This is a genomic window from Streptomyces sp. WAC00040, from assembly GCF_056835925.1.
In genome coordinates this window covers 1,010,865-1,037,752 of sequence record NZ_JAKQZE010000002.1, presented here as the reverse complement: position 1 = coordinate 1,037,752, position 26,888 = coordinate 1,010,865, and the positions used below count along the sequence as shown (strand labels likewise).

The 26,888-nt window shown below is 71.9% G+C and carries 20 protein-coding genes and 2 pseudogenes; 8 read left to right on the top strand and 14 right to left on the bottom strand.

The window, feature by feature from the left end; genetic code table 11:
* Positions 1-4 precede the first annotated feature (4 nt).
* Together MDN94_RS24185 and MDN94_RS24180 are read right to left on the bottom strand one after the other, a co-directional pair.
* A pseudogene (locus tag MDN94_RS24185) lies at positions 5-367 on the bottom strand (cytosine permease); the annotation flags it as partial.
* Positions 337-865, bottom strand: a pseudogene (locus tag MDN94_RS24180) (NUDIX domain-containing protein). The pseudogenes MDN94_RS24180 and MDN94_RS24185, both read right to left, overlap by 31 nt.
* Positions 866-1,460: 595 nt before the next feature.
* On the opposite strand from MDN94_RS24180, the gene MDN94_RS24175 reads away from it, so the two are divergent.
* Entirely contained in the window at positions 1,461-2,009 is a 549-nt protein-coding gene (locus MDN94_RS24175; RefSeq protein WP_482727955.1) for a hypothetical protein, read from the top strand.
* Between the two features lie 147 nt (positions 2,010-2,156).
* On the opposite strand, the gene MDN94_RS24170 is transcribed toward MDN94_RS24175, so the two are convergent.
* Positions 2,157-3,014 carry a universal stress protein gene (locus tag MDN94_RS24170; protein ID WP_482727954.1) on the bottom strand — a complete coding sequence of 286 codons (858 nt, stop codon included), beginning with the start codon at positions 3,012-3,014 and terminating at the stop codon, positions 2,157-2,159.
* Positions 3,015-3,394: 380 nt separating this feature from the next.
* On the opposite strand from MDN94_RS24170, the gene MDN94_RS24165 reads away from it, so the two are divergent.
* Positions 3,395-4,438, top strand: coding sequence for a S66 family peptidase (locus tag MDN94_RS24165; RefSeq protein WP_482727953.1), 1,044 nt, complete (start codon positions 3,395-3,397; stop codon positions 4,436-4,438).
* A gap of 274 nt (positions 4,439-4,712) precedes the next feature.
* Here MDN94_RS24165 and MDN94_RS24160 read toward each other — a convergent pair whose 3' ends face one another.
* The 3 genes from MDN94_RS24160 to MDN94_RS24150 form a co-directional block, all read right to left on the bottom strand.
* On the bottom strand, positions 4,713-5,405 hold the full coding sequence (locus MDN94_RS24160; protein ID WP_482727952.1) for a ribonuclease H family protein: 693 nt from the start codon (positions 5,403-5,405) through the stop codon (positions 4,713-4,715).
* A gap of 287 nt (positions 5,406-5,692) precedes the next feature.
* On the bottom strand, positions 5,693-6,511 hold the full coding sequence (locus MDN94_RS24155) for an isocitrate lyase/PEP mutase family protein (RefSeq protein WP_482727951.1): 819 nt from the start codon (positions 6,509-6,511) through the stop codon (positions 5,693-5,695).
* 96 nt (positions 6,512-6,607) lie between these two features.
* Positions 6,608-8,695, bottom strand: coding sequence for a SpoIIE family protein phosphatase (locus MDN94_RS24150; RefSeq protein WP_482727950.1), 2,088 nt, complete (start codon positions 8,693-8,695; stop codon positions 6,608-6,610).
* 702 nt (positions 8,696-9,397) lie between these two features.
* Between MDN94_RS24150 and MDN94_RS24145 the strand changes: the two genes are divergently transcribed.
* Entirely contained in the window at positions 9,398-11,122 is a 1,725-nt protein-coding gene (locus MDN94_RS24145; protein WP_482727949.1) for a PP2C family protein-serine/threonine phosphatase, read from the top strand.
* 68 nt (positions 11,123-11,190) lie between these two features.
* Here MDN94_RS24145 and MDN94_RS24140 read toward each other — a convergent pair whose 3' ends face one another.
* Complete coding sequence (locus MDN94_RS24140; protein WP_482727948.1) at positions 11,191-11,853, bottom strand: hypothetical protein; 663 nt, start codon at positions 11,851-11,853, stop codon at positions 11,191-11,193.
* A 255-nt stretch (positions 11,854-12,108) separates the two neighbouring features.
* On the opposite strand from MDN94_RS24140, the gene MDN94_RS24135 reads away from it, so the two are divergent.
* The gene (locus MDN94_RS24135; RefSeq protein ID WP_482727947.1) at positions 12,109-12,612 is read left to right on the top strand and encodes a GNAT family N-acetyltransferase; all 504 of its coding nucleotides are present in this window, start codon (positions 12,109-12,111) and stop codon (positions 12,610-12,612) included.
* Between the two features lie 63 nt (positions 12,613-12,675).
* On the opposite strand, the gene MDN94_RS24130 is transcribed toward MDN94_RS24135, so the two are convergent.
* On the bottom strand, positions 12,676-13,083 hold the full coding sequence (locus MDN94_RS24130; protein WP_482727946.1) for a RidA family protein: 408 nt from the start codon (positions 13,081-13,083) through the stop codon (positions 12,676-12,678).
* Between the two features lie 143 nt (positions 13,084-13,226).
* Here MDN94_RS24130 and MDN94_RS24125 point away from each other — a divergent pair, with 143 nt between their 5' ends.
* Together MDN94_RS24125 and MDN94_RS24120 are read left to right on the top strand one after the other, a co-directional pair.
* Positions 13,227-13,607, top strand: a complete 381-nt coding sequence (locus MDN94_RS24125) for a winged helix-turn-helix transcriptional regulator (RefSeq protein ID WP_482727945.1) — start codon at positions 13,227-13,229, stop codon at positions 13,605-13,607.
* A gap of 165 nt (positions 13,608-13,772) precedes the next feature.
* Positions 13,773-15,896 (top strand): SpoIIE family protein phosphatase, encoded by a 2,124-nt coding sequence (locus MDN94_RS24120; protein ID WP_482727944.1) that lies wholly within the window; start codon positions 13,773-13,775, stop codon positions 15,894-15,896.
* A 199-nt stretch (positions 15,897-16,095) separates the two neighbouring features.
* Here the strand turns inward: MDN94_RS24120 and MDN94_RS24115 are convergent, their stop codons facing one another.
* Positions 16,096-17,283, bottom strand: a complete 1,188-nt coding sequence (locus MDN94_RS24115) for a barstar family protein (RefSeq protein ID WP_482727943.1) — start codon at positions 17,281-17,283, stop codon at positions 16,096-16,098.
* Positions 17,284-17,664: 381 nt separating this feature from the next.
* Here MDN94_RS24115 and MDN94_RS24110 point away from each other — a divergent pair, with 381 nt between their 5' ends.
* Entirely contained in the window at positions 17,665-18,918 is a 1,254-nt protein-coding gene (locus MDN94_RS24110) for a cytochrome P450 (RefSeq protein ID WP_482727942.1), read from the top strand.
* A 177-nt stretch (positions 18,919-19,095) separates the two neighbouring features.
* Here the strand turns inward: MDN94_RS24110 and MDN94_RS24105 are convergent, their stop codons facing one another.
* Positions 19,096-19,506, bottom strand: coding sequence for a Fur family transcriptional regulator (locus MDN94_RS24105; RefSeq protein WP_482727941.1), 411 nt, complete (start codon positions 19,504-19,506; stop codon positions 19,096-19,098).
* Positions 19,507-19,850: 344 nt separating this feature from the next.
* On the opposite strand from MDN94_RS24105, the gene katG reads away from it, so the two are divergent.
* A complete protein-coding gene (katG, locus tag MDN94_RS24100) occupies positions 19,851-22,076 on the top strand; it encodes a catalase/peroxidase HPI (protein ID WP_482727940.1) in 2,226 nt (741 codons plus the stop codon).
* 122 nt (positions 22,077-22,198) lie between these two features.
* On the opposite strand, the gene MDN94_RS24095 is transcribed toward katG, so the two are convergent.
* The 4 genes from MDN94_RS24095 to MDN94_RS24080 all read right to left on the bottom strand — a co-directional run bounded on the left by MDN94_RS24095 (position 22,199) and on the right by MDN94_RS24080 (position 26,839).
* Positions 22,199-23,356 (bottom strand): FAD-dependent oxidoreductase, encoded by a 1,158-nt coding sequence (locus tag MDN94_RS24095; RefSeq protein ID WP_482727939.1) that lies wholly within the window; start codon positions 23,354-23,356, stop codon positions 22,199-22,201.
* A 350-nt stretch (positions 23,357-23,706) separates the two neighbouring features.
* Positions 23,707-24,438 (bottom strand): peptidoglycan recognition protein family protein, encoded by a 732-nt coding sequence (locus tag MDN94_RS24090; protein ID WP_482727938.1) that lies wholly within the window; start codon positions 24,436-24,438, stop codon positions 23,707-23,709.
* Between the two features lie 449 nt (positions 24,439-24,887).
* Positions 24,888-26,246, bottom strand: a complete 1,359-nt coding sequence (locus tag MDN94_RS24085) for an alkaline phosphatase PhoX (protein ID WP_482727937.1) — start codon at positions 26,244-26,246, stop codon at positions 24,888-24,890.
* Positions 26,247-26,443: 197 nt separating this feature from the next.
* Positions 26,444-26,839 carry a hypothetical protein gene (locus MDN94_RS24080; RefSeq protein ID WP_482727936.1) on the bottom strand — a complete coding sequence of 132 codons (396 nt, stop codon included), beginning with the start codon at positions 26,837-26,839 and terminating at the stop codon, positions 26,444-26,446.
* Positions 26,840-26,888: the final 49 nt, after the last annotated feature.

The window sequence follows — 26,888 nt, the reverse complement described above, 5'->3', positions numbered from 1 at the left end:
TCGCTCACGCCGTCAGACTCCGCGCGGCGCGCGCGTTGTCGGATTTCCGCATCATGAGCGCGTAGACGCCAGCGGCGACGATCATGCCGACGGGCAGGGCGAGGTCCACTCCGCCCAGGGCACGCGCCACGGGCCCGGTGTAGAGCGTGTTCACGCTGAGGGCGGCCGCGACGACGCCGGAGACGAGGGCGACGGCGCCCGCCGGGTTGACGCCGGCGGTGTACCAGAAGGGGCTGCCGGTGGTCTCGTCCATGAGCACGGGCCCGTCGTAGCGGTTGCGGCGTACCAGGATGTCGGTGGCGTGGACGGCCATGGCGGGACCGAGCAGGACGACGGTCAGCTGGAGGACGTTGCTGACGGTGTCGAGCCGCCGCTTTCCGGATCAGCGAAGACGGGATAGCGGCGGAACCGGTCGTCGGCCGCGGCCGTCGGCCCCGTTCGCCAGCTCCGCAGCACCGCGGCGGACGGCGCGAACAGCGGCTCCGGCACAGCCTCCGGCGGGAACCACTCCCACCGCACGATCTTGTCCGGCTCCCGCACTCGCGGTGTACCGGCCGCCCGTGTGACGAGGGCGGCGCCCGTCACCCGCGTGAGCCCGCGCTCCCCGTCCACCAGCACGGCCCCGATGCGTACTGCCGCCGGCTCCGCCCGCAGGCCCGTCTCCTCCGCCAACTCTCGCGCCGCCCTCGAATCCCTCCCCGGGGTCGACCTTCCCGCCGGGCAGCTCCCATCGCCCGTCGTGGCCGAGTCCGAGCAGCACCCGCCGCCCGCCCTCGTCGAGGACGACGACACCGACCCCGGTGAGGCTGTTCGGGGTGGGGAACGCCCGCTCAGGACGCTCTGCCGTCCGGTGGTCGTCGTACACGGGATCTCCTGGCGTCTTGTCGCTCGGGCGGCGCGCCCGGCACCACTTCTCATCCTCGCACCGAGAGCACGGCTCCGGAGCGACGGCTGGTGCGGATGTCGTCAGCCGGTCCGGTGTTACGGGTTTTCCTGGGCAAGGTCAAGCAACATCCCGCATGAAAAGGTCAGTTGAAACGCGGCACACACCAATTCCAGCACGCACGCCCAGATCCCGATCGGTTCCAGGACGGAGACGCATGGTGAGGAGAACGAGAACGGTGCTGCGCAAGACGTCCGCGGTGGCGGGCGCGGTGCTCGCCGTCACGGCCATCGCGCTCGCGGCGCACCACCCGCCGCCGCGGCCGACTACTGGTACGAACTGCCCTACCCGGCAGGCGAGTCGTACGGGGTGATCCAGGCCCGAAGGCACGTTCTCGCACACCGGCCCGTACAACGCGTACGCCTGGGACTTCGGGGTGCCGGAGAACACGACCGGACCGCCACATATCCGCGGCGGGTGCGGTCGTGTGCGGGCCCTCCATCGGGAGACCGGACAAGGTCGCCCCGAAATGGACGTCGTGACGACGCGGACCCCGCACTCGGGTGATAATCCCGCCGTGGACAACGACCATGTGGTGCCCCTGCGGGGCAGCACGCACCGGCCCGGCGCGCTGCCGGCGGCACACCCGCCGGCGTCCTGGCCCCAGTGGCAGGACGAGTACCCCGTCATGGCACCCAGCGGGCACCCGTACGTGCTCGCCGCGCTGCGGATGGCGGTCTCCGGCAACCGGCACTGGCAGCAGCAACGCCTCGTCGAGAACGACGATCTGCGGGTCAGGCTCGTGCCCCTGTTCAGCACCGTGCCGGTCAGTCACTCGCTGCTCCAGGAACCGCACGGCGGCCAGCACTGCCGCTTCAGTACCGATGGGCCCCGGCTCTGGCGGGACACCGACCCGGATCGCTGGCCGAACAGTCTCTACCGGCATTTCCAGCAACAGGACGGCCCACGGCAGGGGCTCGGCGAAGTGACGGTGGCGCTGCGTCTTCTGACGAGGAGCGGCCTCACCGCGGAGGTCCGCCGGACCATAAGCGAGTGCAACGTGCGGGCGGACGCCCGTCTCCTGCTGGTCCAGCTCCCCCGGCAACTCGCCGACGACCGGTCCTGACCACCTCGGACGCCGCGACGAGGCCCGCGGCGCCCCCACACGGTCCGATGGCGCCTGACCGCCCGGAATCCCGTACGTACGCCGGCGGCGCGGGCGGCGCTGCCCGCGTCGGCGTGGCCGCTCCATGGAGTGCGCGCCGCATCGCTGTCACTCGTGCGCGACCACCGCGACCGGCGCCCTGCAGTGGTGCATCGCGGCATGCGCGACGTGGCCGATGTGCGGGACCAGGGGCGCGCGGCGGATGTGCCGGCCGACCACCACGAGGCCCGCGTCGGCGGCCTCGTCGACCAGCACTTGCGCGCCCGCGCCCATCATGGGCCGTTCCAGCACGGCCACCGACGGGTGCGCCTGCCGCCAGGGCAGCAGTGCCTCGCCGAGGGCCGTCGCCGACTCGCGTCCGGCCTCTGCCCGGGCCTGGTCGGAGTGAACGAACATCAGGGGCAGCTTCCAGCCGTGCACGGCGCGCAGGGTGCATCGGCGCCGTGCCGCCTCCTCGAAGGCGAAGGCGAGGACCGGACCGGCGGGCCGGTGGAGGTCCACCCCGACCACGACCTCCTTGTCCGGCCCGTGCCCGTATTCGCTGCCGTCGGCGCGTACGACGACGACCGGTGCCGTGGTGGCGGCGACGGCCGCCAGCCCGACCGAGCCCATGAGAGCGCCCATCACGGTCCCCAGCCCGCGTGATCCGAGCACCAGCAGGTCCGCGTCCGCGGCCTCGACGGCGAGTGCACCGGCGGGCCGCCCCGACATCCGGCGCCCGGAGATCCGAAGTCCCGGGTGGGCGAGCCGCAACTCGTCCACCGCGCCTTCCAGCAGTCGGTCCGCCCAGTCGCGGTGGTCGTCACGAGTGACGGTCGGCATGGCCACGGCCACCGGCAGCGGCCACTCCTCCACGTGCACCAGGAACAGGTCCGCACCGCGCAGGGCAGCCTCCCGCGCCGCCCAGTGCGCCGCCGCGAGACTCTCGGGCGAGTTGTCCAGACCGACGGTCACATGCCCGGTCATGGTGGCTTCCTCCTTCGGATCGCTGTCTGCGGCCACCTTCCAGCCTCCCGCGCCGGCGCGCCCGGCGGCGCGACGCGGCAACGACCACAACCATGGGCCCCGGTGCCCGCGATCCGGTGCACGACGCGCGGCCGGCCACTTTCCGGCCGCGGCCCGTCGTGCGCTCCGGGACCGGTGCCCGTCCACAACCGCACGCCGGCCGGCAACAGCGCGCCCCGTCACGAGTCGGCGCTCTGCTCGACCTGTCCGGCCCGCCGGGCAGGTCTCCCCCACCACATGTCCCGCCCGACCGCGTGCCGTCCGCGACGGAGGGCGAACGTGCAGGACACCGCCGAGCAAATCGTTTCGGCCGCGGGTCCGCCCGGTCCTACGATCATGAGATGACGGCCCCCCTTCACCCAGCCAAGCCCCGCCCCGGAGATCGGGTCGCGGTGCTGTCCCCTTCCTCCGGTCTGCCTGGACACCTTCCCCTTCCCCACGAGTTGGGGTTGCGCAGGCTCCAGGAGGACTTCGGGCTGAAGGCGGTGGAATACCCGACGACCCGGAAGATGGGCGCGACGCCCGAGGAGAGGGCCGCCGACATCCACGCGGCCTTCGCGGACCCCGACATCAAGGCGGTCATCGCGAGCATCGGCGGCGACGACCAGATCACCGTCCTCCCTCACCTCGACGGCGACCTTGTCCGCGCCAACCCGAAGCCCTTCTTCGGCTACAGCGACAACACCAACCTGCTGCTGTACCTGCGGGACCTGGGCATGGTCGCTTACCACGGCGGTTCGGTGATGGTCGAACTCGGGCGACCCGGCGCGATACACCCGCTGACGGCGGACTCGCTCCGGGCGGCGCTGTTCACCTCGGGCGAGTACGAGCTCACTCCCTCGCCCACGTACGGCGACGTCAACCGGCCCTGGGACGACCCGCGGACCTTCGAGACCGAACCGGCGACGGAGCCCGCCGAAGGCTGGTTCTGGCACAACGGCGACCGGGTGGTCGAAGGAGCCGGCTGGGGCGGCAACCTGGAGATCCTGTCCTGGCTGCTGATGGCGGGCCGCATCGGTGAACCGGTCGACCCGTACGCCGGCAACGTGCTCTTCCTGGAGACGTCGGAGGAGATGCCGCGTGCTCAGGACGTCTTCTTCATTCTCAGGAGCATGGGTGAACGCGGGCTGCTGCGGCAGTTCCCTGCGCTGTTGATGGCCAGGGCGAAGAGCTGGTCGTTCGAGAATCCGCTCGACCCGCAGGCCCGGGCGCGCTTCCGCCGGGAGCAGCGCGACGCCGTCCTACGGGCTCTCGACCGGTACGCCCCCGACACCATGGCGGTGTTCGACGTCGACTTCGGCCACACCGACCCGCAACTCGTCGTCCCCGTCGGAGGACGGATCCGGGTCGACGGCCCGGCGCGCCGCATCCACGTCACCTACTGAGCCGCAAGTCGCCCACGGCCCGTGGACCCGCGGCCGGTGACGGCCAGGTCGTGCCGTCCGGGGAACGACCGGGACAGCTGCTCCCGCCGGGGAGCGCCTGCCGCACGTACGGAGAGCGCTCCCTGTCCGGGACCACGGCACAGAGGGCGGCACCGCGGTGCAGGCCATCAGCGTGACGGCGCGAGCGCGGTGACGCGTGGACGACACGGACACCGTCGACCTGGCCGGCGTCGCCGCCGCCAGCGCGCCGCTCCGGGGTGGCGCGCGCCCCGGTTCAGCCGCCGTCCGTGGCGCATGCCGGGTGGCCCCAACCGTCGGGGTTCTTCGCGATCGTCTCTCCCTTGGCGTAGGGCCGGCCGCAGCGGCACCGGCCGGGGAACTTCGCCGCGACCGAACCACGGGAGGAGGTGCCCGCCGCCGATGAGCGCCGTTCCGCGGGCCGCCTGTTGCGTCCCGCCGTCGCGGGCCGTGACACCGGCTCCGGCGGGGGCAGGGCGGAGCCGGCGGCCGACCCGGCCGGCTCCTGGGAGCGGGCCGTGTGGCTCGCGGCGGCGTCGGCGGCCGCGTTCAGCGCGTCTCCGTCGACCTGATGCGCCGGGGTGTACACGAAGGTGACGTCCCGGCCGGTCAGCAGCGTGTCTATCGCGACCACCAGGTCCCGGTTGGCCACCGGCGTGCCGGCGGCCGTCTTCCATCCCTTGCGGCGCCAGCCCGGCAGCCAGGTCGTGACCGCCTTCATGGCGTACTGCGAGTCCATGCGCACCTCGAGCGGAACGACCGGGTCGGTCGCCCGGAGCAGCTCGCGCAGCGCGGTCAGCTCCGCCACGTTGTTCGTGGCCCTCCCCAGCGGGCCCGCCTCCCAGGAAGCCACCTGACCGTCCGTACCGGCAACGACCCACGCCCAGGCCGCCGGCCCGGGATTACCCTTCGACGCCCCGTCACACGCGGCGATGATCCGTTCCACCATGCACCTGATGCTGTCACGCCCCGCGCACGGGGTCCGCACAGCCCGGCCGTACCGGGGCGCGGCGGCTCCGCGCAGCGAGCCGTGCGGGTCCGGACGGGCTCGCGGCGGAGCGACGGCGTCCAGGGGCACGCCAGCCCCGGCCGGGCGAACGGCCCCGGGAGCGGTGCGACGCGGAAATGCCTTCACGTCTCCGCCGCGCGCGGGAGACCGTGTCCCGTACCGACCTACCTGCTTGGGCGGCTGCCTGCGCGGCCAGGTTCTCGTACCGCCGCGCGCGGGTGGACCGGTCAGCGGGGCCCGGAGAGCAGCCCGTTGAGCTCGGGGAAGGCGATGCCGTCGGCGAGGGAGCCGTAGCCGCCGGTGTGGAGGAGTTCCTGCGCGGCGCGGCGGGCGGCGGCGTACGCGGCCTGCGCCACGCCCGATCCGAGGCTGACGCGGGCCACGCCGAGGGCGCCGAGCTCGGCGACCTTCGGTGCGTCCGGGCCGGCCATGACGTTCAGCGGTACGGAGATGTCTCGGGCCAGGGCCGCGATGGTGGCGGTGTCGGTGACACCGGGGACGAAGATGCCGTCCGCGCCGGCGTCGACGTACGTTCGTGCCCTGTCCAGGGTTTCGGCGAGCCGGGTGTCCGGGTCGCCGAGGGCGAAGAGGTAGGTGTCGATGCGGGCGTTGAGGAAGAGGTCCGCGCCGGCCCGGTCGGCGGCGTGCCGGGCGGCGGCCAGCCGTGCCGCGAGTTCGCCGGGGGGCCGGGCGCCGTCCTCGATGTTGACGCCGACGGCGCCCGCCGCGAGCACGCCCGTGACGGTCTCCGCGACGTCGGCCGCGTCCTTGCCGTACCCGCCTTCGATGTCGGCGGTGACCGGGACCGCGACGGCGGCGGCGATCCGGGAGATCAGTTCCAGTGCGCGCTCGCGGGTGAGGGTGTCACCGTCCGGTGAGCCCAGCGACCAGGCGACGCCGGCGCTGGTGGTGGCGATCGCCTGAGCGCCCGCGGCCTCGATGACTCGGGCGCTCGCGACGTCCCAGGCGTTGGCAAGTGCCAGGGGTCGGGACGAGGTGTGCAGGGAGCGGAAGCGGCGGGCCTGGTCCGGCCGGGTGGTGAACATGTGGGCAGTCAAACACCGCCCGGTCGTCGCTGTCCGGCAGGAATCCGACATCGACGTCGGACGGAATGCCTCTCCTGCCCGGCGTGTGACGGGGCGTCACGCGCCCGGCAGGGCCTGCTCCGCCCAGATCGTCTTGCCCGTGGGGTCGTACCGGGTGCCCCAGCATTCGGTGAGGCTCGCGACGAGCAGCAGTCCCCGGCCGCCCTCGTCGAAGGCGCGGGCGCGGCGCAGATGGGGGGCGGTGCTGCTCCCGTCGGACACCTCGCAGATGAGGGCGGTGTCGCGGACGAGGCGCAGCCGGATGGGGGCGCCGCCGTAGCGGATGGCGTTGGTGACCAGCTCGCTGACGACCACTTCCGTTGTGAACACGGCGTCTTCCAGGCCCCATTGCTCCAGCTGTGCGGCGACGTGCTTACGCGCCTGCGAGACGATGGACGGGTCCGCGGGCAGGTCCCAGGACACATGGTGTTCGGCGTCGAGGCGGCATGCGCGGGCGAGAAGCAGCGCGATGTCATCGCCGGGCCGTTCGGGCAGCAAGGCCGCCATCACGGCGTCGCAGGTGTCTTCGAGAGAGCCGGTGGAGCGGGTGAGCGTCTCGCGCAGCATGGCGAGCGCGGCGTCGATGTCCCGTCCGGGTGTCTCGATCAGACCGTCGGTGTACAACGCGAGGATGCTGCGCTCCGGCAGGTCGAACTCCGCCGCCTCGAACGGCAGTCCGCCCACCCCGAGCGGCGGTCCGCCGGGCAGCGTGACGTGGGCGGCGCTGCCGTCGGGACGGACGAGCACCGGCTCCGGGTGGCCGGCCCGGGCCATGGTGCACCGCCCCGAGATGGGGTCGTACACGGCGTACAGGCAGGTCGCACCGGTGACGGAGGAGCCTCCCGCGGGGTCCACCGACTCCTCCCTGTCCAGTTTCAGCACCACGTCGTCGAGCTGGGTGAGCAGTTCGTCGGGTGCGAGGTCCACGTCGGCGAGCGTGCGTACGGCGGTACGCAGCCGGCCCATGGTGGCCGATGCCTGGACGCCGTGCCCGACGACGTCGCCGACGACCAGGGCGACCCGGGCGCCCGACAGGGCGATGACGTCGAACCAGTCACCGCCGATCCCCGCGCCCGCGGTGTTGGGCACATAGCGGGAGGCGACCTCGACGGCGTGCTGCCGGGCCGTCCGCCGGGGCAGCAGGCTGCGCTGCAGCGCGAGGGCGGTGGCGTGTTCACGGGTGTAGCGGCGGGCGTTGTCCACGGCCACTGCTGCCCGCGCGGCGAGTTCCCCGGCGAGCAGCAGATCGTCGTCGTCGAAGGGTTCGGGCGTGCGGTGCCGTGAGAACACGGCCATCCCGAGGGTGATGCGGCGCGCGGTGAGCGGAGCGACCACCGAGGAGTGGATGCCGTGTTCCCGGATGCTGTGCACACGGTCGGGGTCGGCCGCCTCCCCCAGGCGCAGCGCCTCCTCGTCGACGGTGAACCGCGCTGCCTTGCCGCTGACGAGCACGCGCCCCATCGCCGACTCCCGTGCGAAGGTGTGCCGCGCGCCGACGGGCAGCACCGGCTCGGGGCAGTCCTGCAGGACCGAGTGCTGAGCGGCCCGGTGGAACACGAGGGCGGTTCCCGGCTCCACGGTGCCGGGTTCCTCGCCGGCGAGCACGGGGGCGAGCAGGTCCACGGTGACGAAGTCGGCGAAGGTCCCGGTGGCCAGCTCGGCCAGTTCCTCGGCCGTACGGCTCACGTCCAGCGTGCTGCCGATGTGCATGCTCGCCTCGGCCAGGACGGTCATGCGTGCGCGGGCGCGGTACTGCTCGGTCGTGTCGAGGGTCACCACCGAGCAGCCCTGCACAAGGCCCGCGCCGTCCTTGACCGGGGAGATGACCGCCGTCCACACGCCCTCGCGGCCGATGTCGGGGCGGATCAGGGTTTCGTAGCTGCGGCGCTCGCCGCTCGCGATCACCTCTTCGACCGCCGCTTCGAGGCCCTCCGCACCTCTGATCACCACACCCGGCTCCACCTCGCCCGGCCGCAGCCCGAGAAGCTGCTCCGGCTTCATGGCCACAGACTCGAGGGTGGCGTCGTTGGCGGACACGAGTCGGGCCCGGCGGTCGAAGAACACCACGGGCACGGGCAGCTGCTCGAGGATCCACCACGGCAGGCCGGGGGGACCGTCCCCTCCGGGGCCCTGTCGGCCGCTCATGTCTTCGTCCATGGGGACCTTCACTCGCCCTTCGCCGTACGACCGCCCCGCGGAGCCGGCACTCCTCCAGCATGCTCCCGCGTTCACCCCCTCGCCAGGGCGGTGCCGCGGCACTGGTCGCCCGAGGGGTACGCCCGGTCCCGTGCGGCCGGGGTGCTCCGGCCGGGCCGTCCGCCACTGTCACGGTGCGGTGGCCGGCGGGCGGCGTCCCCCCGACGCCGCCCGGGGGCGGCCGCCGGTGCCCAGCGGCGGTACGCCGGCGCGGTCGTCCACCACCCGGCCGACCGTGCCAGGGCGCCGTCCCGGCCGGTCTGGGATTCACCGGAGTCCTCCGCCGTCCCGCGGAACGCCTCGACCTGGCCGACACGGGTGAGGACCACGGCCGGCGGCTGACGCCGGCAGGCGGGGAAGACCGTGGTCACCGACGCCCGCTGACGGCGACGGGCCGAGCTCCTGAGCGGCCTCGGGCGCACCTCCGGCAGGTCGGCGGGCCTCTGCGTCGAATACCGTGGACCTCGTCCTTCTCCGGCCTGCCGGTCATGCCGTCACCAGGTCAGGGCGAACCCGTCGAATCCGGGGCAAGGCCCTGGGGTGCCGTGGACCCGCGAGCGTCACATCCGCCCGTCGGGGCATGTGGAGAGACGGCAGGGACGGACGACGGACGGCGGAATGGGCCCTTCGGCCAGGGGAGGCAACCACAACATGACGGACCCCAAGACGGTGGAGCCGGTCGCCGGTCGGTTTCCGGAGAAGGCGCTGGAGACGCTGACCGTGGCGTTGGACGCCCTGCGTACCGGCGCTTATCTGACGGACGACGAGGGATGCATCATCGGCGTCAACTCCGGGGCCGAGCAGCTTCTGGACCGGACCGCGGCGGAGCTCCTCGGTCAGGACGCGCACGACATGCTGCACCGCACCCGCCACGGCGAACCCATCGCGAGGGCCCAGTGCCCGGTGCGGCAGGCCGTCTTCGCCGGAGGCACGGCGCAGGGAACGGGCGAGTGGATGGTGCGTGGGGACGGCTCGATGCTGCCGGTGTCGTGGCTGTCCACGCCCTGCCTGCTCGATGAACGGACCACCGCCACCCTTGTGATCTTCCATCCCCACGATGTCCCGGATCCGGCGGCCGCGGTCCCGGACCGGCCCTCCGCGTCGCTCTCGGAGCTCGAACGGCTGGCGTTGCTGGCCGAGACGACCACGACGCTCACCTCCACGCTGGATGTCGACGAGGCGCTGCGAAGACTCGTGAACCTGGTGCTGCCCCGCCTCGCGGACTGGGCCGTCGTCGACCTGATAACCGAGCGCGACGAGGTGTGGCGCCGCGCCGTCGTGCACGTGGAGGACGAGACGCTGGTGCACCGGGAGGAGCTCCAGGGGCCGATGCCGCCGGTACCGGAAGGTTCCCCGATGCCCCTGTCCCGGGCTCTGCGCGGCGTGTCGTCCGCGCTGGCCGGGCCGGAGACGTACCAGGGCCCGCCGGACTCGGGCATCGCGGTGGAGCAGCGCCGCCTGTTCGACGCGACCGGCATGCACTCGGCGGTCATCGCGCCCATCCGCGGCGTACGGGAGATCCTCGGGGCCGTCACCCTGGGCCGCTCCGAGCGGCCGGAGCCCTTCACCGCGGCGGACGTCGCCCTGCTGGAGGACATCGCGCGCCGGGCCGGCCTGGCCCTGGCGAACGCCGGCCTCTACCAGAGGCAGCGCAAGGTCGCAGAGACCATGCAACGTCATCTGCTGCCCCAGCTGCCGATTGTGCCGGGGCTGGAGATGACAGCCCGCTACGTGCCGGCGCCCAACGCCTCGCAGGTCGGCGGCGACTGGTACGACGCGTTTTCCCTGAGCGACGGCACCACGGCCCTGGCCATCGGCGACGTCGTCGGCCACGACCTGGACGCCGCCGCCGGCATGGCGCAGCTGCGCAACATGCTCCGCGCCTACGCCTGGGCGCAGCACGAACCGCCGAGCAAGATCGTCGAGTGTCTCGACCACGCGTCATTGCACATCGCCGAAGCCTCCATGGCCACCCTCATCTATGCCCGGATGACGGTGGCCGACGACGAGCAGCCCGAGCTGACCTGGACCAACGCCGGCCACCCGCCGCCTCTGCTGGTCACGCACGACGGCGTGGCCGACTTCCTCACCGGTGGCCACGGCCTTCTCCTGGGCGTCGCGGCCCACGAGGCGCCGAAGGGCCGCGTCGACGCGACCGTGACTCTGCCGCCGGGGTCGACCCTCGTGCTGTACACCGACGGCCTGATCGAGGCCTCGGGTCATTCCCTGGACGAGGGTCTGGAGCGGCTGCGCCGGAACGCCGCGTCCCTGGCCCACCGACCTCTGGAGCCCTTCACCGACCATCTGCTCGAGCGGTCCCGACCACCGCAGAACGAGGACGACGTGGCGCTGCTGGCCGTACGGATCCCTGGCTGAACCCCGTCCGTGCGGTTCGGCCCCCGCCGCCCGTACGGCGGCAGCCCGCCGCGGCCTTCACGGTGGGCTCAGGGGGTGTACGGGGCGTCGCTGTGGTGGAGCTCGGCCATGACGGGACCCGCCACCCGGTAAACGGCGGTCCGCCTGATCGTCACCACAGCGGCAGGGTCGTCGTCACCGCGGGTGAGGTGGACGACGGTGGCCTGCCTCGGGGGCGCCGTGGAGATTTCGACGGACTCCACGGGCGTCCTGTCCCCGAGCGAGACCGCCGCGGCGGGCACCGGCGTGCCCGCGTCGTTGCGCCAGGTGACCACGGCGTAGAACTTGCCCGTACCCTCCGTCGTCACCTTGATGGGCGCCACGGCGTCCGGCGCCGCGTCGCCGGTCATGTCGCCGATGTCGCACTGCGGCTGGAGCTCGATGACGATGCCGTCGCCCTCCCACCGCCCGTCGGTGAACGAGATGGATCCCGCGGGGGCGTCCGGCAGCCGCAGCTCGGAGTTCTGCAGTTCCGCGTTGCGGAGCCGGTCACAGGTCAGCCCACCGGCCGGCCTGTCCGACGGGCGGGGCGAGGGCTCGGCGGATTCCTTGCCGTCATCGTGGCCGGCACCGCCACCGGGCGACTGCGAAGAACTGCCCCGGTCGGGCGACTCGGCTCCCGGGCCGTTGCCGTTGCCGTCCGTGTCCTGGCAGCCCACTGCCACCGATGCCAGGACGAGCGAGGCGATCATCCACGATCCCCGTCTTGTCAGGCCTCTTGTTCCGTTCACCGCAGGTCCCCCCGATCTGTTCCGCACACCGGCCCGCGGACGCGGCCGGCACGGTCGGAGACGCGTCTGAATTCCCCGCGGTTGCGGACGTCACGTACGAGGTAACTACGCGGGGCGCCGGCCGGCCGCCTTGGCCGCGGCCGGACCATCACTGCCACTCCCGCCTACGACTGGTGCTCCGGCTGTAGTTCGTGATCAGTGGGACAGAGTGGGGACATGACTACGTACGAGACGATGTCGTTCCACCTTGAGACCGAGCGGCTGATACTGCGGCCGTGGGCCGAGTCGGACGCCGCTGAGTTCTGCGCCCTCCTCGCCGAACGCGGCAAGGGGACCCCTACGGTCGAGCACATCCGTACGTCCATCGCGGAGCTGCTCGCCGCGACGGCGACCACGGGGATCGCCCTGTTGCCCATCCAGCGCCGCGACGAAGGCGACTTCATCGGCTATTGCGGGCTGATCATCGGCCGCTCCACCCTGGAGGAGCCTGAGATCGCGTACGAGTTGTTCCAGCGTGCGCATGGGCGTGGCTACGCCACCGAGGCGGCCAGGGCAGTGCTCGATGCCGCAATCGCGACCGGGCGGAAACGGCTCTGGTCGACCGTCGGCACGTGGAACACACCGTCGCTCCGCGTCCTTGAGAAGCTCAGGTTCGAGCGGGATCACGTCTCCATGGAGGACAGCGGTGAAGTGGCCTGGCTGACACGTTCGTTGCCGTGACACGAGAGCGCGCTCCGGCCGAGGGACGTCCGTCGAGGCGGGGTCCCTCGGCGAGGAGCCTGTTCAGTCGAGGACCGCGGTGGCTTCGACCTCTACAAGATGGTCCGGTACGGACAGTGCCGCAACGCCCAGCAGCGTGGCGGGCGGTACCGGCGTGACCCCCAGCTTCGCCGCGGCCCGAGCGGCGCCCTCCAGCAACAGGGGCATCTTGTCGGGGGTCCAGTCGACGACGTGGACGGTCAGTTTCGCCACGTCGTCGAAGGAGCCACCGACCTCGGCCAGGGCGGTGCCGATGTTGAGGTAGCACTGCTCGACCTGAGCGGCGAGGTCGCCTTCGCCGACCGTCACGCCGTCGGCGTCCCATGCGACCTGCCCTGCGACGAAGACCAGTCTCGACCCGGTCGCGACGGACACCTGCCGATAGGCATCGATCTCCGGCAGTCCGCCGGGGTTCACCAGGGTGATGGCCATGCTGCCCGCCTCCTTGTCATGAGAGCCCGCGGGCTCCTTTCCCACGGAGCGAGCCCGCCCGTGGTCTCTTGTGGTTACTCAGAAACTGTAGGAGAGTGAGCGCTGACCTGGAAGAAGGCACTTTTCAGTGACTGGGGAACCTGATGGTGACCAAGCAGTTCAACGGCTCGCCCGAGGACGCGGACCTGACGCGCGCGGACTCCCTGGCCCGGGAGATCTTCTCGGACGTCGCCAACAAGTGGGCGTTCCTGATCATCGAGTCTCTCGGTGAACGCACCCTGCGCTTCAGCGAGTTGCGGAACGAGATCGAGGGCATCAGCCACAAGATGCTCACCCAGAACCTGCGCATGCTTGAGCGCAACGGCCTGGTCGAGCGGGACGTGCACCCCACCGTGCCGCCACGCGTCGAGTACACCCTCACCGAACCGGGCCAGGCCCTGCGCGCGACGGTCAGCGGCATGTGCGGCTGGACCCACCGGTACCTCGGCCACATCGAGGCCTCCCGCCGCCGCTTCGAGAGCTGACGGAGCCCCGGCCGCCGCCGGGGTCGTTCCGCTCGAGAGCCGACAGGTCCGTACGCCGTGGCGCCACCCACCGGCGGAGGCCCGGGCCTCGCCCCGGCACAGACGAATGTGCCTTGCCCTCCGGGTCGGCGTAACGTCCCGTATAGGCGACGTTGGAGGTGCCTCGTGACCAGCACGGGCGACCCCGGAGTCGATGTCGGCGCGGTGGATGCCGCGCTCGCGGAGACGGTACGGCGTACTGGTGCCGCGATCGGTGCTCTCTATCTGCTCGCGCCGGACCGACAGGTGCTGCATCTCGAGGTGTTGTGCGGTGCGCCGGCCGAGTTCGCCGCCCCCTGGGCGAGAGTGCCGGTGGCCGCTCCGGCCCCGGTTGCGGACGCCCTCCGCGACGACCGCCTGATCTGGGTGGGCAGCCAGGAGGAGATGGCCCACTCCTATCCCCGCACGGCGGTCGCGCTCCCCTATCCGCTCGCGCTGGCCGCCGCACCTGTCACCGGCGTCCTGCGGTGGGGCTCGCTCCTGCTGATGTGGCCCGCCACCCGCCCGCCGCGGATGACCCCGCGGGAGCGGGGCCACATCACTTCCGCCTGCGGGAATCTGGCCCGGCTGCTCGAGGAGGCCGCCGAATCCGGGAGTCCGGTCCACGGCAGCGGGCCCCGCATCCTGCCCGCCGCGGCCGGGCGGCCGGTCGCGACTCCGGCGCTGGCCGCCGCCGACTTCGCCGAGCGTCTCCCCGGCGGTTCCTGCTCGCTGGACCTGGAAGGGCGCATCACCTATCTGAGCCTCGGGGCCGCCGAGTTGCTGGGCCGCGACGCCGGTCAGCTGCTGGGTACGCTGCCGTGGCAGTCATTGCCCTGGCTCGACGACGCCACGTACGAGGACCGCTACCGTGCCGCGGTGATCAGCCGCGAGCCCGTCGCCTTCACCGCGTGCCGCCCACCGGACCGGTGGCTGGACTTCCAGCTCTACCCCGACGCGAGCGGCATCAGCGTGCGCATCGTTCCCACAGAGGCGCGGTCGCCGTCCCCCGCGCCGTCCCAGGAGTCCCTGAACACCGCCTCACCGGCCCGCGCCGGGCAGCTGTACCAGCTCGTGCACCTGGCCGCCGCCCTCACGGAGGTCGTGGGTGTCCAGGACGTCGTCGACCTCATCGCCGACCAGATCATGCCGGCCTTCGGGGCCCAGGGCCTGGTCCTGTCCGCGGCCGACGCCGGGCGGCTGCGGATCACCGGGCATCGCGGCTATCCGTCCCACGTCGTCGAACGCCTCGACGGCCTGCCGCTGGACACCTCCTTCACCCCCGCCGGCCATACCCTCAGCACGGGCATCCCCTCGTTCTTCTCCGACCCCGATCAGATGCGGCGCATCTACCCCGAGGCCCCGACGGTCAGCGGTAAGCAGGCATGGGCCTTCCTGCCGCTGATCATCTCCGGCCGACCCGTCGGCTGCTGCGTCCTGTCCTACGACCACCCTCATGCGTTCAAGGCCGAGGAACGCGCCGTGCTGACCTCGCTCGCAGGCCTCGTCGCACAGGCCCTCGACCGTGCCCGCCTGTACGACACGAAGCAGCAGCTCGCCCACGGCCTCCAGCAGTCCCTGCTGCCGCACGCCCTTCCCGCGGTCGACGGCCTGCGGGTCGCGGCCCGCTATCTGCCCGCGACCCGCGGTATGGACATCGGCGGCGACTTCTACGACCTGCTCCGCCTCGGCGACACCGCCGCGGCAGCCGTGATCGGTGACGTTCAGGGACACAACGTGGCCGCCGCCGCGCTGATGGGGCAGGTCCGCACCGGTGTCCATGCCCACGCCACCCTCGGCACCTCGCCCGACCAGGTGCTCTCGCGGACCAACCGGCTCCTCACCGACCTCGACCCCGGCCTGTTCACCAGCTGTCTCTACGCCCACCTCGACTTCGCCCGCGGACGCCTGCGCGTCGCCACCGCCGGCCATCCCCCGCCGCTTCTGTGCCTGCCGGGCCGGCACACCGTCCCCCTGGACGTCTCCCCCGGTCCCCTCCTCGGTGTCGATCCCGATGCCACCTATCCCGTCACCGACATCCCCCTCACCGCGGGTCTGACGCTGGCCCTCTACACCGACGGCCTCGTGGAGTCACCGGGCGTCGACCTCGACGACTCCCTCGCACGACTTGCCCACTGCCTCGACCGCGCCGCTGGCCTGGACCTGGACCTGATCATCGACGATCTCCTGGAAGAGTTCCGCCCCACCCGGCAGAACACGGACGACATCGCGCTCCTCCTGCTCCGGGCGGTCACCGGCCATGGACGGTGAACGGCCCGGGCCACCCGAGTCCCGGGACGGCCCCGGCCGCCCTCGCGTCCGCCGGCCGGGTCAGTAGCCGATGCCCTCTCGGAGAAGCAGCGCGGTGCCGCACCCTGGCGCGGTTCCGCATCTCGGCCGCGAAGGCGCCCGCACGCAGCGCGGCGGCCACCCGCTCCAGTTGTTCGGCCGTTGCCGGTTCGGTGTACACCTAGCGCAGCACCACGGTGACGCCCATCCGCTCCAGAAACGGCACCACCGCGTCGAAGTAGCCCGTCTCGCCGTCCGTGTCCACGCTGACGCCCGCCAAGTGCTGCCGGGCGACGTCCGCGTCGTGCCAGACGAGGGTGAAGGGCGCGGGCGGCGCCTCGCCGTGGCACTGGCAGCCGCGCAGCGCGTTCCAGCACTGGTGCCACCGCCGCCCCGGGCCGCCGATCGCCTCGCCGATCGCGCAGTGCAGGCCCGGGATGTCCGTGGCGTGCCGCCCGTCCATCTCGAACACCGCACCGGCCTGCTCGGGTCCCCGGCACACTTCCGTGAACCGCAGCCACTCGCTGCGCCCCTCGGTCGGGAATTGTGCCCATGCGTTGCGTTCCCGTGGCGGACCCTCGTACCAGGCGTCCCACACGGTCCGGGCCGCGGGCGGGAAGGGAATGCGGCGGAAGAGCCCCCTCTTGAGCGTCACGTCGATCAGCGCACCGCCCAGCGCCGAGGGGCGGCACTCGTCGACATCCGCCGTGATGTGCTCCTCGACCGCGGTCGGCCTGCCCGCACGGTCGAGGAGCCAGAGCTTCATGTGGTCGCCCCCGCCGCCGGGGCGGACCAACCGGCGCACCAGATTCGGCGCGGGCTCGCACCCGATGAGGCGTACGGGGCGGCGGACGGGGTCCGGCCGGTCACCGTACACGCCCTCCACCCGGCGGCAGTGCCCGAGCGGGCCGCCGCTGGTGCCGTTCAGGAGTGCCACATCCGTCCTCGCGGGCTCCTTGCGGGAGTAGGGCGGCCCCTCGGTGACCACGCCTTCGAGCACGAGGTCGAGCAGCGCCGGATCCTTCGCACACGGCCTGGCGTCGATGAGGACGGCGTCGTCGAGCGCGCAGTAGTCGTAGGTGTACGGATCCTCGGCGTCCACGTCGTGCACCGTGAAATTCAGCTCGCCGAAGGGGACACGCGCGTTCGTCGCGCACCGTTCGGCGGCCTTGAGGAGCCTGCCGGTGGGGGCGCAGCCGAGGAGGGTCAGCCGCTGCCGGAACACGGCCCGGTCCAGGAACAGCCCGTCGGCATCGACGCACCGCGCCCACACCGTCTGCTCCCCGTCCCACTCTTCGCTGACGAGCGCGAAGCGCAGAGGCAGATCCCGCCCCCAGACGACCTCACTCAGCGAAGCGTGCTCGTCCACGGTGTCTTGCCCCCTCCGGCCTCCCACGGCCGGGTCGATCATAGGCCCGGTGCCGCCCCCGGAACGGCCCGGCCAAGGCGTCGACGACCAGGTGGCGTGTGATCGGCCCACCGCGGCGACGCGCACGATGCCGTCGGCGGGGTGGCATCGGTGCGGCGGGGCCGGGCGCGTACGGCGGTGGTGGCACGGCGGACCGTATGCCCGGCCGAGTGATACCGCGCACAGGCCGTCGAGGACGGTCACGGTGCGTGTTAGCGTCCGCGCGTGACTTTTCCGGCCGGCGACGTATCGACCTCGGGAACCGCGACCGCGGAGCCCGAGGCTCACGGCGTGTTTGGTTCCGTAGCCGCGGCGCCGTCGGCGGGGGCCCGGGATGTTCCGGTGCCGGGCGATCGACTCGACCTGTTCGGTGCGGACTTCGTACGCGATCCCTACCCGTGGCTGGACCTTCTGCGCGCCGAGGCGCCCGTGCACCACGACGAGGCGACGGGTCTGTGGCTGGTCAGCCGCCACCAGGACGTGCGGCGGGTGCTGTCCGACGCGTCGGTCTTCCTGCCCGACAACGCCCAGCACGCAGTCGCCCCGCTCCCGGTTGCCGCGCTGCGGAGGCTCGCGAAGGCAGGTTTCACCCTGCCCCCCGCGCTGGCCAACAACGGCACCAGCAGCCATGCCGGGCTGCGCAGGCTGGTCAACCGGTTCTTCAACGCCCGGCAGGTGGCGGCCGCCGTCCCCGTGATCGAGCGCTGCGCCGAGGAGTTGCTGGACGCGGCGCAGGCCAGGATCGACGCCGACGGCCGCGAAGACCTGTTCGCCTCCTACGCCCAGATCCTGCCGTGCCGGGTCCTCATGGAACTGCTCGGCGTCCGGGGCGTCACGCCCGGCACGCTGATCCGCTGGAGCGACGCGTCGCTGGAGCTGTTCTGGGGCATGCCCTCGGCCGAACGCCAGCTCGAACTGGCCGAGCTGGTCGGTGAGTTCCACCGATGGCTGACCGACACCGTACGCGGAGCCACATCGTCGCCGGACGTTCGGGCCGAGTCGTTCATCGGAGCCCTGTCCCGCCACCTTCTCCCCGAGGGGGAACCGCTCGACACGGCGACCGCGGTCAGCGCCTGCTTCTTCATCTTCATCGCCGGGCAGTCCACCACCGGACAGCTGATCGCCACCGTGCTGCGCCGCGCGCTCGGCGAACCGGGGCTCTGGCCGCGGCTCGTGCCGGAAGCCGGCCTGGCCGAGGCCTGGGTGGAAGAGGTGCTGCGGCGCGAGCCGCCGGTGACCACCTGGCGCCGGGTCACCGCGCGGCCGGTGGAACTGGCGGGTACGCGACTCCCGGCGGGCGCGCAGCTGCTGCTCATGCTGATGGGCAGCGGCTCCGACCCGGCCGTGTTCGCCGAGCCGGAGCGTATGTGTCCGCATCGCGAGAACGTTCGCCACCACCTGGCGTTCGGTGCCGGGCGCCACCGCTGTCCGGGCGCGTCCCTCGCACGCACGGAGGCGGCGATCGCCCTGCGGGCGGTGGCACGCCGTCTGCCGGAGATCCGGCTCGCGCCGGAAGGGGCACGCCCGCCGATGCTGGGTCTGTTGTCCTTCCGGGCTCCCCTCGAGGTCATGGTGGAGCGCCGGCCCGGTCGTTGACGCCCGCGGCCGACGGCGGCCGCGCATCGTCCGGGCGGGCCGGAACTCCCGCCACCCACAGGCCACTTCCGGGTCCGACCGCAGTCGGCGCCCACGCGCGCCACCGCCCCACACGGTGGCGCGCGCAGGCTGTTCAGGGGAAGCCGGCCCGTGAGTCCGTCTGTTGAAGGCCGAAGGTCAGGCGCAGGAGGGGCACACGCCCCGGTAGGTGACCTCGACCTCGGACACCGTGAAGCCGAACCGCTCCTCCGCCGGGAGGTCCGCCAGCGGATTCCCGGTGGGGTGGACATCGCGGATGGTGCCGCAGCGTGAGCAGACCAGGTGCTGGTGCGGCCGGTGGGCGTTGGGGTCGTAGCGCTTGGCGCGCCCGTCGGTGGAGACCTCCAGTACCTCACCGAGAGAGACCAGTTCGCCCAGCGTGTTGTACACGGTCGCCCGTGAGATCTCGGGCAATCGCTGTGCCGCGCGGGCGTGGACCTCGTCGGCGGTGAGATGCACGTGGTCGCCGTCGAGGACCTCCGCGACGACACGCCGTTGGGAGGTCACCCGCCAGCCGCGTCCTCGCAGCCGTTCCAGCAGGTCACTCATATCGGTTCACCTATTCAGGCTTGGCGGAATACCCGTAGTTTACCGGCAGGTGTCCGGAACCCGATGGGATATGAAACGCGCAAACTTCTTGACCTGGACAGCGTCCATCGTAGGATCGTTTCCGGCATCAGCCAAGGGAGCCGGCATCTCCGGTTACGGCAGGAGACTGAGACATGACGGGACCACCGCCGAAGCTGACGGGCCGCGACTGACGGGCCTTTCCCCATGCCGCGCTGCCGTGCCGTCCCGGCAGTCCGGCCCCTTGTCAGGGACACATGTGCCCCCACCTTCGGCCGCCGGCACTTCACGAGCACCACGATCCCGCTCCGCCCGAAAGGATTCCCATGTCCGAGAACCCGGATGCAATCGTCACAGACCCGAAGACGGAGGGCCAAGGCGGCGGCTGCCCGGTAGCGCACGGGCGCGCCCCGCACCCGACCCAAGGCGGCGGAAACCGCCAGTGGTGGTCGGAGCGGCTCAACTTGAAGATCCTCGCCAAGAACCCGGCCGTGGCGAACCCGCTCGGTGAGAAGTTCGACTACGCCGAGGCGTTCAAGAACCTCGATCTCGCGGCCGTGAAGCAGGACATCGCCGAGGTGCTGACCGCCTCGCAGGACTGGTGGCCCGCCGACTTCGGCAACTACGGCCCGCTGATGATCCGTATGGCCTGGCACAGCGCGGGCACCTACCGGATCAGCGACGGCCGTGGCGGCGCCGGGGCCGGTCAGCAGCGCTTCGCGCCCCTCAACAGCTGGCCGGACAACGCCAACCTCGACAAGGCCCGCCGACTGCTGTGGCCGGTCAAGAAGAAGTACGGCCAGTCCATCTCCTGGGCCGACCTCATGATCCTCACGGGCAACGTCGCACTGGAGCAGATGGGCTTCGAGACCTTCGGCTTCGGCGGCGGCCGTGAGGACGTCTGGGAGCCCGAGGAGGACGTGTACTGGGGTCCCGAGACCACCTGGCTCGACGACCGGCGCTACACCGGCGACCGCGAGCTGGAGAACCCCCTCGGCGCGGTTCAGATGGGCCTCATCTACGTCAACCCGGAGGGTCCCAACGGCAACCCGGACCCGCTCGCCGCGGCCCGTGACATCCGTGAGACGTTCCGCCGGATGGCGATGAACGACGAGGAGACTGTCGCCCTGATCGCGGGTGGTCACACCTTTGGCAAGACCCACGGCGCGGGCCCGGCGGACAACGTCGGCGACGACCCCGAGGCCGCCTCGTTGGAGGAGCAGGGCCTCGGCTGGAAGAACACCTACGGCACCGGCAAGGGCGGCGACACGATCACCAGCGGTCTGGAGGTGACATGGACGAACACCCCGACCACCTGGGACAACAGCTTCTTCGAGATCCTCTTCGGCTACGAGTGGGAGCTGACCAAGAGCCCCGCCGGCGCCCACCAGTGGCGGCCGAAGGACGGTGCCGGGGCAGGCACGGTCCCCGACGCGCACGACGCGTCGAAGACCCACGCCCCGCAGATGCTGACGACGGACCTCGCGCTCCGGTTCGACCCGGTCTACGAGCAGATCTCGCGTCGCTTCCTGGAGAACCCCGACCGGTTCGCGGACGCCTTCGCCCGCGCCTGGTACAAGCTGACCCACCGTGACATGGGCCCGAAGTCGCTGTACCTCGGCCCGGAGGTCCCGGAGGAGACGTTGCTGTGGCAGGACCCGCTGCCGGAGGCCGAGGGCGAGGTCCTCGACGCCGAGGGCATCGCGGCCCTCAAGGCCAAGCTCCTCGACTCGGGGCTGTCCGTCTCTCAGCTGGTGTCCACCGCGTGGGCGTCGGCCTCGACGTTCCGTGCCAGCGACAAGCGCGGTGGTGCCAACGGCGCCCGCATCCGCCTGGAGCCGCAGCGCACCTGGGAGGTCAACGACCCCGACCAGCTCGCCACGGTGCTGCGCACCCTCGAGGGGATCCAGCAGGAGTTCAACTCCGGTGCCAAGAAGGTCTCCCTGGCCGACCTGATCGTGCTCGGTGGCGTCGCGGCCGTCGAGCGGGCCGCCGAGGAGGCCGGCTTCCCGGTCGAGGTGCCCTTCACGCCGGGCCGGGTGGACGCCTCGCAGGAGCAGACCGACGCGGAGTCGTTCGCCGCGCTCGAGCCGACCGCCGACGGGTTCCGCAACTACCTCGGCAAGGGCAACCGCCTGCCGGCCGAGTACCTGCTGCTCGACAGGGCGAACCTGCTCAACCTCAGCGCCCCCGAGATGACCGTCCTCGTCGGTGGCCTGCGCGTGCTGGGCGCGAACCACCAGCAGTCGCAGCTCGGCGTCCTCACCACGACGCCCGGGACGCTGACGAACGACTTCTTCGTCAACCTGCTCGACCTGGGCACGACGTGGAAGGCGACGTCCGAGGACCAGACGACCTTCGAGGGCCGCGACGCCGCCACGGGCGAGGTGAAGTGGGCCGGCAGCCGTGCCGACCTCGTCTTCGGCTCCAACTCCGAGCTGCGCGCGCTCGCGGAGGTGTACGCGAGCGACGACGCCAAGGAGAAGTTCGTTAACGACTTCGTCGCGGCGTGGGACAAGGTCATGAACCTCGACCGGTTCGACATCGCCTGACGTGATCGGCGGGATCTGACGTCCGACGCGAGCTCGATGGCCCGACCGTGATGTCCGGGCCGGCCGAACCGGCCGGCCCGGACATTTGCGTACGGGGGCAGCGAGGCGTCGGTGGGGCGGACTCACCCGCGTACCGCGTCGGGGAAGGATCTGTCACCGAACAGGACCCGGCCGGCCGCGGCCCGGCCGAACGGTGTGCGCAGCAGCGTGAACGCCGCCGCCGCGGCAGCCGGCGTCCGCACCTGGGCAAGCCCCCTGCGCAGCATGAGCCTTCCCCTGAAGTGGGGGCGCAGAGCGGCCCCGTCGTAAGTGCGCATCGCGTCCGGCTTCCCGGCCCGCAGCGCGTCGTCGAGGACCTCGGCCGCGAGCTCGGACTGCCGAAGACAGGGGTCCAGGCCACCGGCGGTGAGGGGAGAGACCGCGCCTGCCGCGTCCCCCACGAGAAGACCGTCGGGGCAGCTGATCCGACGCAGCAGGCCACCGACGGGAATGAGGCCCCCGCGCCGCTCCACGGCCTCCGGACGGTCAACTCCCGCGAGCCCGGGCGCTGATGCGCTGAACTGCTCCACCGCCCGGCGAAGGCCCTCCGGATAGCGGTCGGCATAGCCGGCGACCCCGACATGGGCGTGCTGCCCGTCGTTGACGACCCAGGCCAGGTAGCCGGGGGCGAGCGAGGGGTCGAGCACGCAGTGGAAGGTCGGCGGCTCGTCGCTCCCGGGCAGCTCGAAGACCTCCTCGGCACCGACGAGCAGATGGTGGTTGCGGTCGAGGCCGAGGTCACGGGCGACTTTCGACCGTGCGCCGTCGGCGCCGACGACGAACCGCGCGCGGACCGTCGTCGTCCCGTCGCGTCCGGCCAGGTGAAAGGTGTCGCCGTGCCGGCCGTGGTAACGGGTGCTCAGCGCTATCCGCACGCCGGCGGCAGCGGCGGAGGCGGCCGACGCTTCGTAGAGCGGCCCCATGTCGCCCACGCGGTACTCGTCGCGCGGACTGACCAGGTCGACGGGGCGGCGGAGGTTCGGCGGGTAGAGCACCACGTGCCGGATGGGCGGCCCGAGACATTCGGGAGGCAGGGGAAAGTCGTCGAGCGTCTTCCGTACGAAGATCCCCGTGGTGCGGATCGCGCCGGCGAGACCGGCTCGCCGTTCCACCAGGAGGACGTCGTGACCCTGGCGGGCCAGCAGCGTGGCGGTGTGCAGCCCGGCCAGTCCGGCCCCGACCACCAGTACGTCGGCACTTTCCGCGGCCGGGAGGCGGTAGGGGTGGTCGGCTGTCGTCATGCTCTGCTCCTCATGAGGGTCCGTCATCGGTCGCACCCGGTACGCGGGTGTACGCCGGCCGTCGGCGATGCGGCGAAGGCGCAGGCTGGCGTGACACCACCGGGAACCGGTCGAATGACGATCGAAATCTATCGATATTCGATAGGAACGGCAAGATGGGTCCGCCACCGAGCGGCTCGTGCGCAGGCGTGCGACCCCGTACCTCCACGGTCGGCGCACCGATCGGCCCCGGCGGATGCGGCGGGGCGGCACCCGTCGAGGCCGCGTTCGTCGACGCCGGTCCGGCAGGACAGGCGCAGCACTCCGTCGCCCGGTTCGTCCCGCCCTGGACCGTGGTGCGTACGGACGGTCTACCGAGCGGACTCCGCGCTCTTGCGCAGCCGGGCAACGGCCTCTCTGATCACCGGCAACCGCTCGTACAGCACGTCGCCGGGGCAGTCCGTGCGGAAGGCGTCGCGGTGGCCCGAGATGACGTGGAGCCGGGCCACCTCGCCCTTCTTGTAGGTGCTCTCGTCGTTCGTCGAGACGAGCCGAACGGTGCCTCGGGGATCGGCCCCCGGCCGGAGCTTCCAGGCGGCCACTTTCACGATCCCGGCCTCGATCGCCGGCGGGACCGTCGTACCCGGACCGAAGGTGCCGAGCGCCGCGATGCCGATGCTGTCGCCGTTGAAGCCCTTGGTGTGGGCCCCCAGTACGGGACGCCCGACGCCGCCGGCCCGGCCTTCGTAGATGGTTCCGCAGCGGTCCACCACGAAGTTGTAGCCGATGTCGTCCCAGCCGTCGCTCTCGACGTGGTCCCTCTGCATCTCCCGCAGCATGCGGGGGACGTCGGCGCAGTCGTAACCGTTCAGATGACCGGTGTGGTGGACGAAGACCGCGCTCACCGCGCCCGTGTACGTCGCCCGCTCCCTGACCAACCCCTCGTCAGCCTGCCACGCCTCCCGGCTGACGATCGGCGGTCGCGGGACCACCGGGCCGACCGCTACGTGCTCGGGCCGGGCAGGCCGGGACGGGGCGTCCCGCGGCACGAGCAGAGCCAGCACCACGACCCCGGCACCCAGGACGATCCGACGGGACCACATGGGACCACCTTGCGCCCCGGCCCTCCACTCTCACAGGTGAGCAGGCCATTCGGGTGAACGCCGCGGAGTCCGGTGATCGAACGAAGCAGGGGCGAAGGGACGCGCGCCAGGCTGCCCGGCTTCAGCGGCCAGCTGGAACGAAGGGCGCCCCGGCACCGACCGGGCAGGTCGGTGCCGGCGCGGACGACGGAAACCGGCGCCCGGGCGCCGTTTTCGGGCGGGCGGTGAACGCCGGCCGACCCGTGAGGGCAGTGCCCGGCGGCTCCCTGATCGGCGGTCTGATCGGTGCACTGCTCTACCGCCTGCTGATCAGCCGCCCGGCGACCGGCTCGCGGCGGGCCGGTTCAGCCGGAGCAGCGCCCGGCCGGACGCGTCCGCGACCCGGCCGCAGCATGGCACGGCGGCAGCACGGCACGGCGGCAGCACGGCACCGCGGCCCTGCTGACGGATCAGAGCGCGCCCCGGCCCCAGGGGCCGGTGATCGCGAGCGTGATGCCCGGGCTCTGGATGTTCACGAACAGCCAGTTCCCGTTCTTCGGTTCGAACACCGAACCGGCCCACTCCGAACCCCTGTGGTCGGCCGCCGTGACGTTCTTGCCCGCGGTCCCGCCGCGGAGATCCACGTCGTTGGCGGCGAAGCGGAAGATCTCGCCGCCCGGGGTCAGCCCGTGGACGTACTCGGTGCCGCCACCGTCCTCGCACAGCACCAGACCGCCGCGGGGGCTGACGCACACGTTGTCCGGCGCGTTGAGCACCTCGGATCCCGGGGAGGCGAAGAGCACCCGGAACTCGTCGGTGGCCGGGTCGAGTTCGAACACCTGGCCCTGGCGTGCGGGTCCCCCGTCCGTCGTGATGACGGAGATGCGGTCGTTGCCGTACCAGGCGCCTTCGAGGCGGCTGAACACCGCGGCACCGTTCGCCTGCGCCTGGAGCCGCACCGTGTCCGTCGCCGGGTCGACGTCGCCGACGGGTACCCAGGAGACCGTGCCGTACGCCTTCTCGCCGTCGGACCGGGTGTCGTACGTCGTCGTTCCGATGCGCAGGGCCTCGAGCCGGCCGCCCTTGGACAGGTCGCCCGGCACGGCCGGGACGAAGCGGTAGAGCGACGCGTCGCCGCGGTCCTCGGTCTCGTAGACGTAGCCGGTCGCCGGGTCGACGGCGACGGCCTCGTGGTTGAACCGGCCCATGGCCTTGTAGGGCTCGGGATTGCCCTTGCCTTCCGAGGCCACCTCGAAGATGTAGCCGTGGCGCTTGCCGGCCGTCGTGGAGAAGGTCTCCTCGCAGGTGAGCCAGGTGTTCCACGGGGTGGGGCCGCCCGCGCAGTTGCGCATCGTACCGCCGAGGCTGCCGTAGGACTCGAGCCACTGGCCGGCGTCCGGGTCGAAGACCATGGTGGTCGTACCGCCGCCGGCGGCCGGGTTGTAGGACGGGGCGGTGAAGGCGGGCCCGGCGCCGAGCTCGTGGTTGCGGACGAGGTGGACCTTGTCGCCGTAGCGGAAGGCCGCCATGCCGTCGTGCGCGCCGGGGGTGCGCACGCCGTCGTCCATGAGGTCGTTGGTCCAGCCGTACGAGATGTACTCGAAGCCCTGGGGCAACTGGAGCAGTTCCAGGCCCGTCGCCTGGTCCCTGACCGGGCCGAGCGGACCGTACCCGGCGTCGGATCCGAGCTTGACCGGCGCGGCTGCCGCCGTCCGCGCGGCCAGTGCCTGGAAGGGGAGGGAAGCCGCCGCGGCCACGGCGGCCCCGCGCAGGAGAGTGCGTCGTTCGAAACCGGGACCTGTCGGTCTTCCTGCGGACGTGCCTGTCATGGGAGTCCTCTCGATGCAACGATCTGGGGAGCGGCACCGGTCACCCTAGGAGCGAACACCGCGCCTTTTCCCAACGGGAAGTGAGCGTTGGGAGAACCGTTCCTTCCGGAAGCGGGGCACTGCTGCCGCCCCGGCCTGCCTGCCCGGCGGCCGGGGCGACGCGGCTTCGATCGCGGCCCGAGGACGGACCCTGAGGATCAGACGGTTGTGCCGGTACGGCTCAGCATTCGCCCAGCCACTTCACCGTCCCGATCGTGGCGTAGATGATGTCGGCCTTGTACTGTCCCGGACCGGGGTTGTAGTTGCAGGCAGATATGGCGGACCGAGGTCGTGTCGCCGTAGCTCAGGTCGATGTGGTCGGCGCCGGGGAAGACGTAGCCGTTGTTGAAAACAGAACCCACGTGGTGGATCTCGCCGGACCAGTCACCGGCAGTCTTCATCAGCAGCGTTCCGCCCTGGTCCGGCTCGGAGTAGGCGCCGAAGTATCCCTTCGGGCAGCCGGGCGGGTTGGGCTCGGCATTGGCCGACGGAGCGGTGATCATCAGTGCCAGCGCGGCGGCTCCGGCCAGGGCGGTCAGAACGTGCTTGCGCACAGTGTTTGCCTTTCTTGTCGTCACGAATGGTGCGTGCGTACTTGGGCGC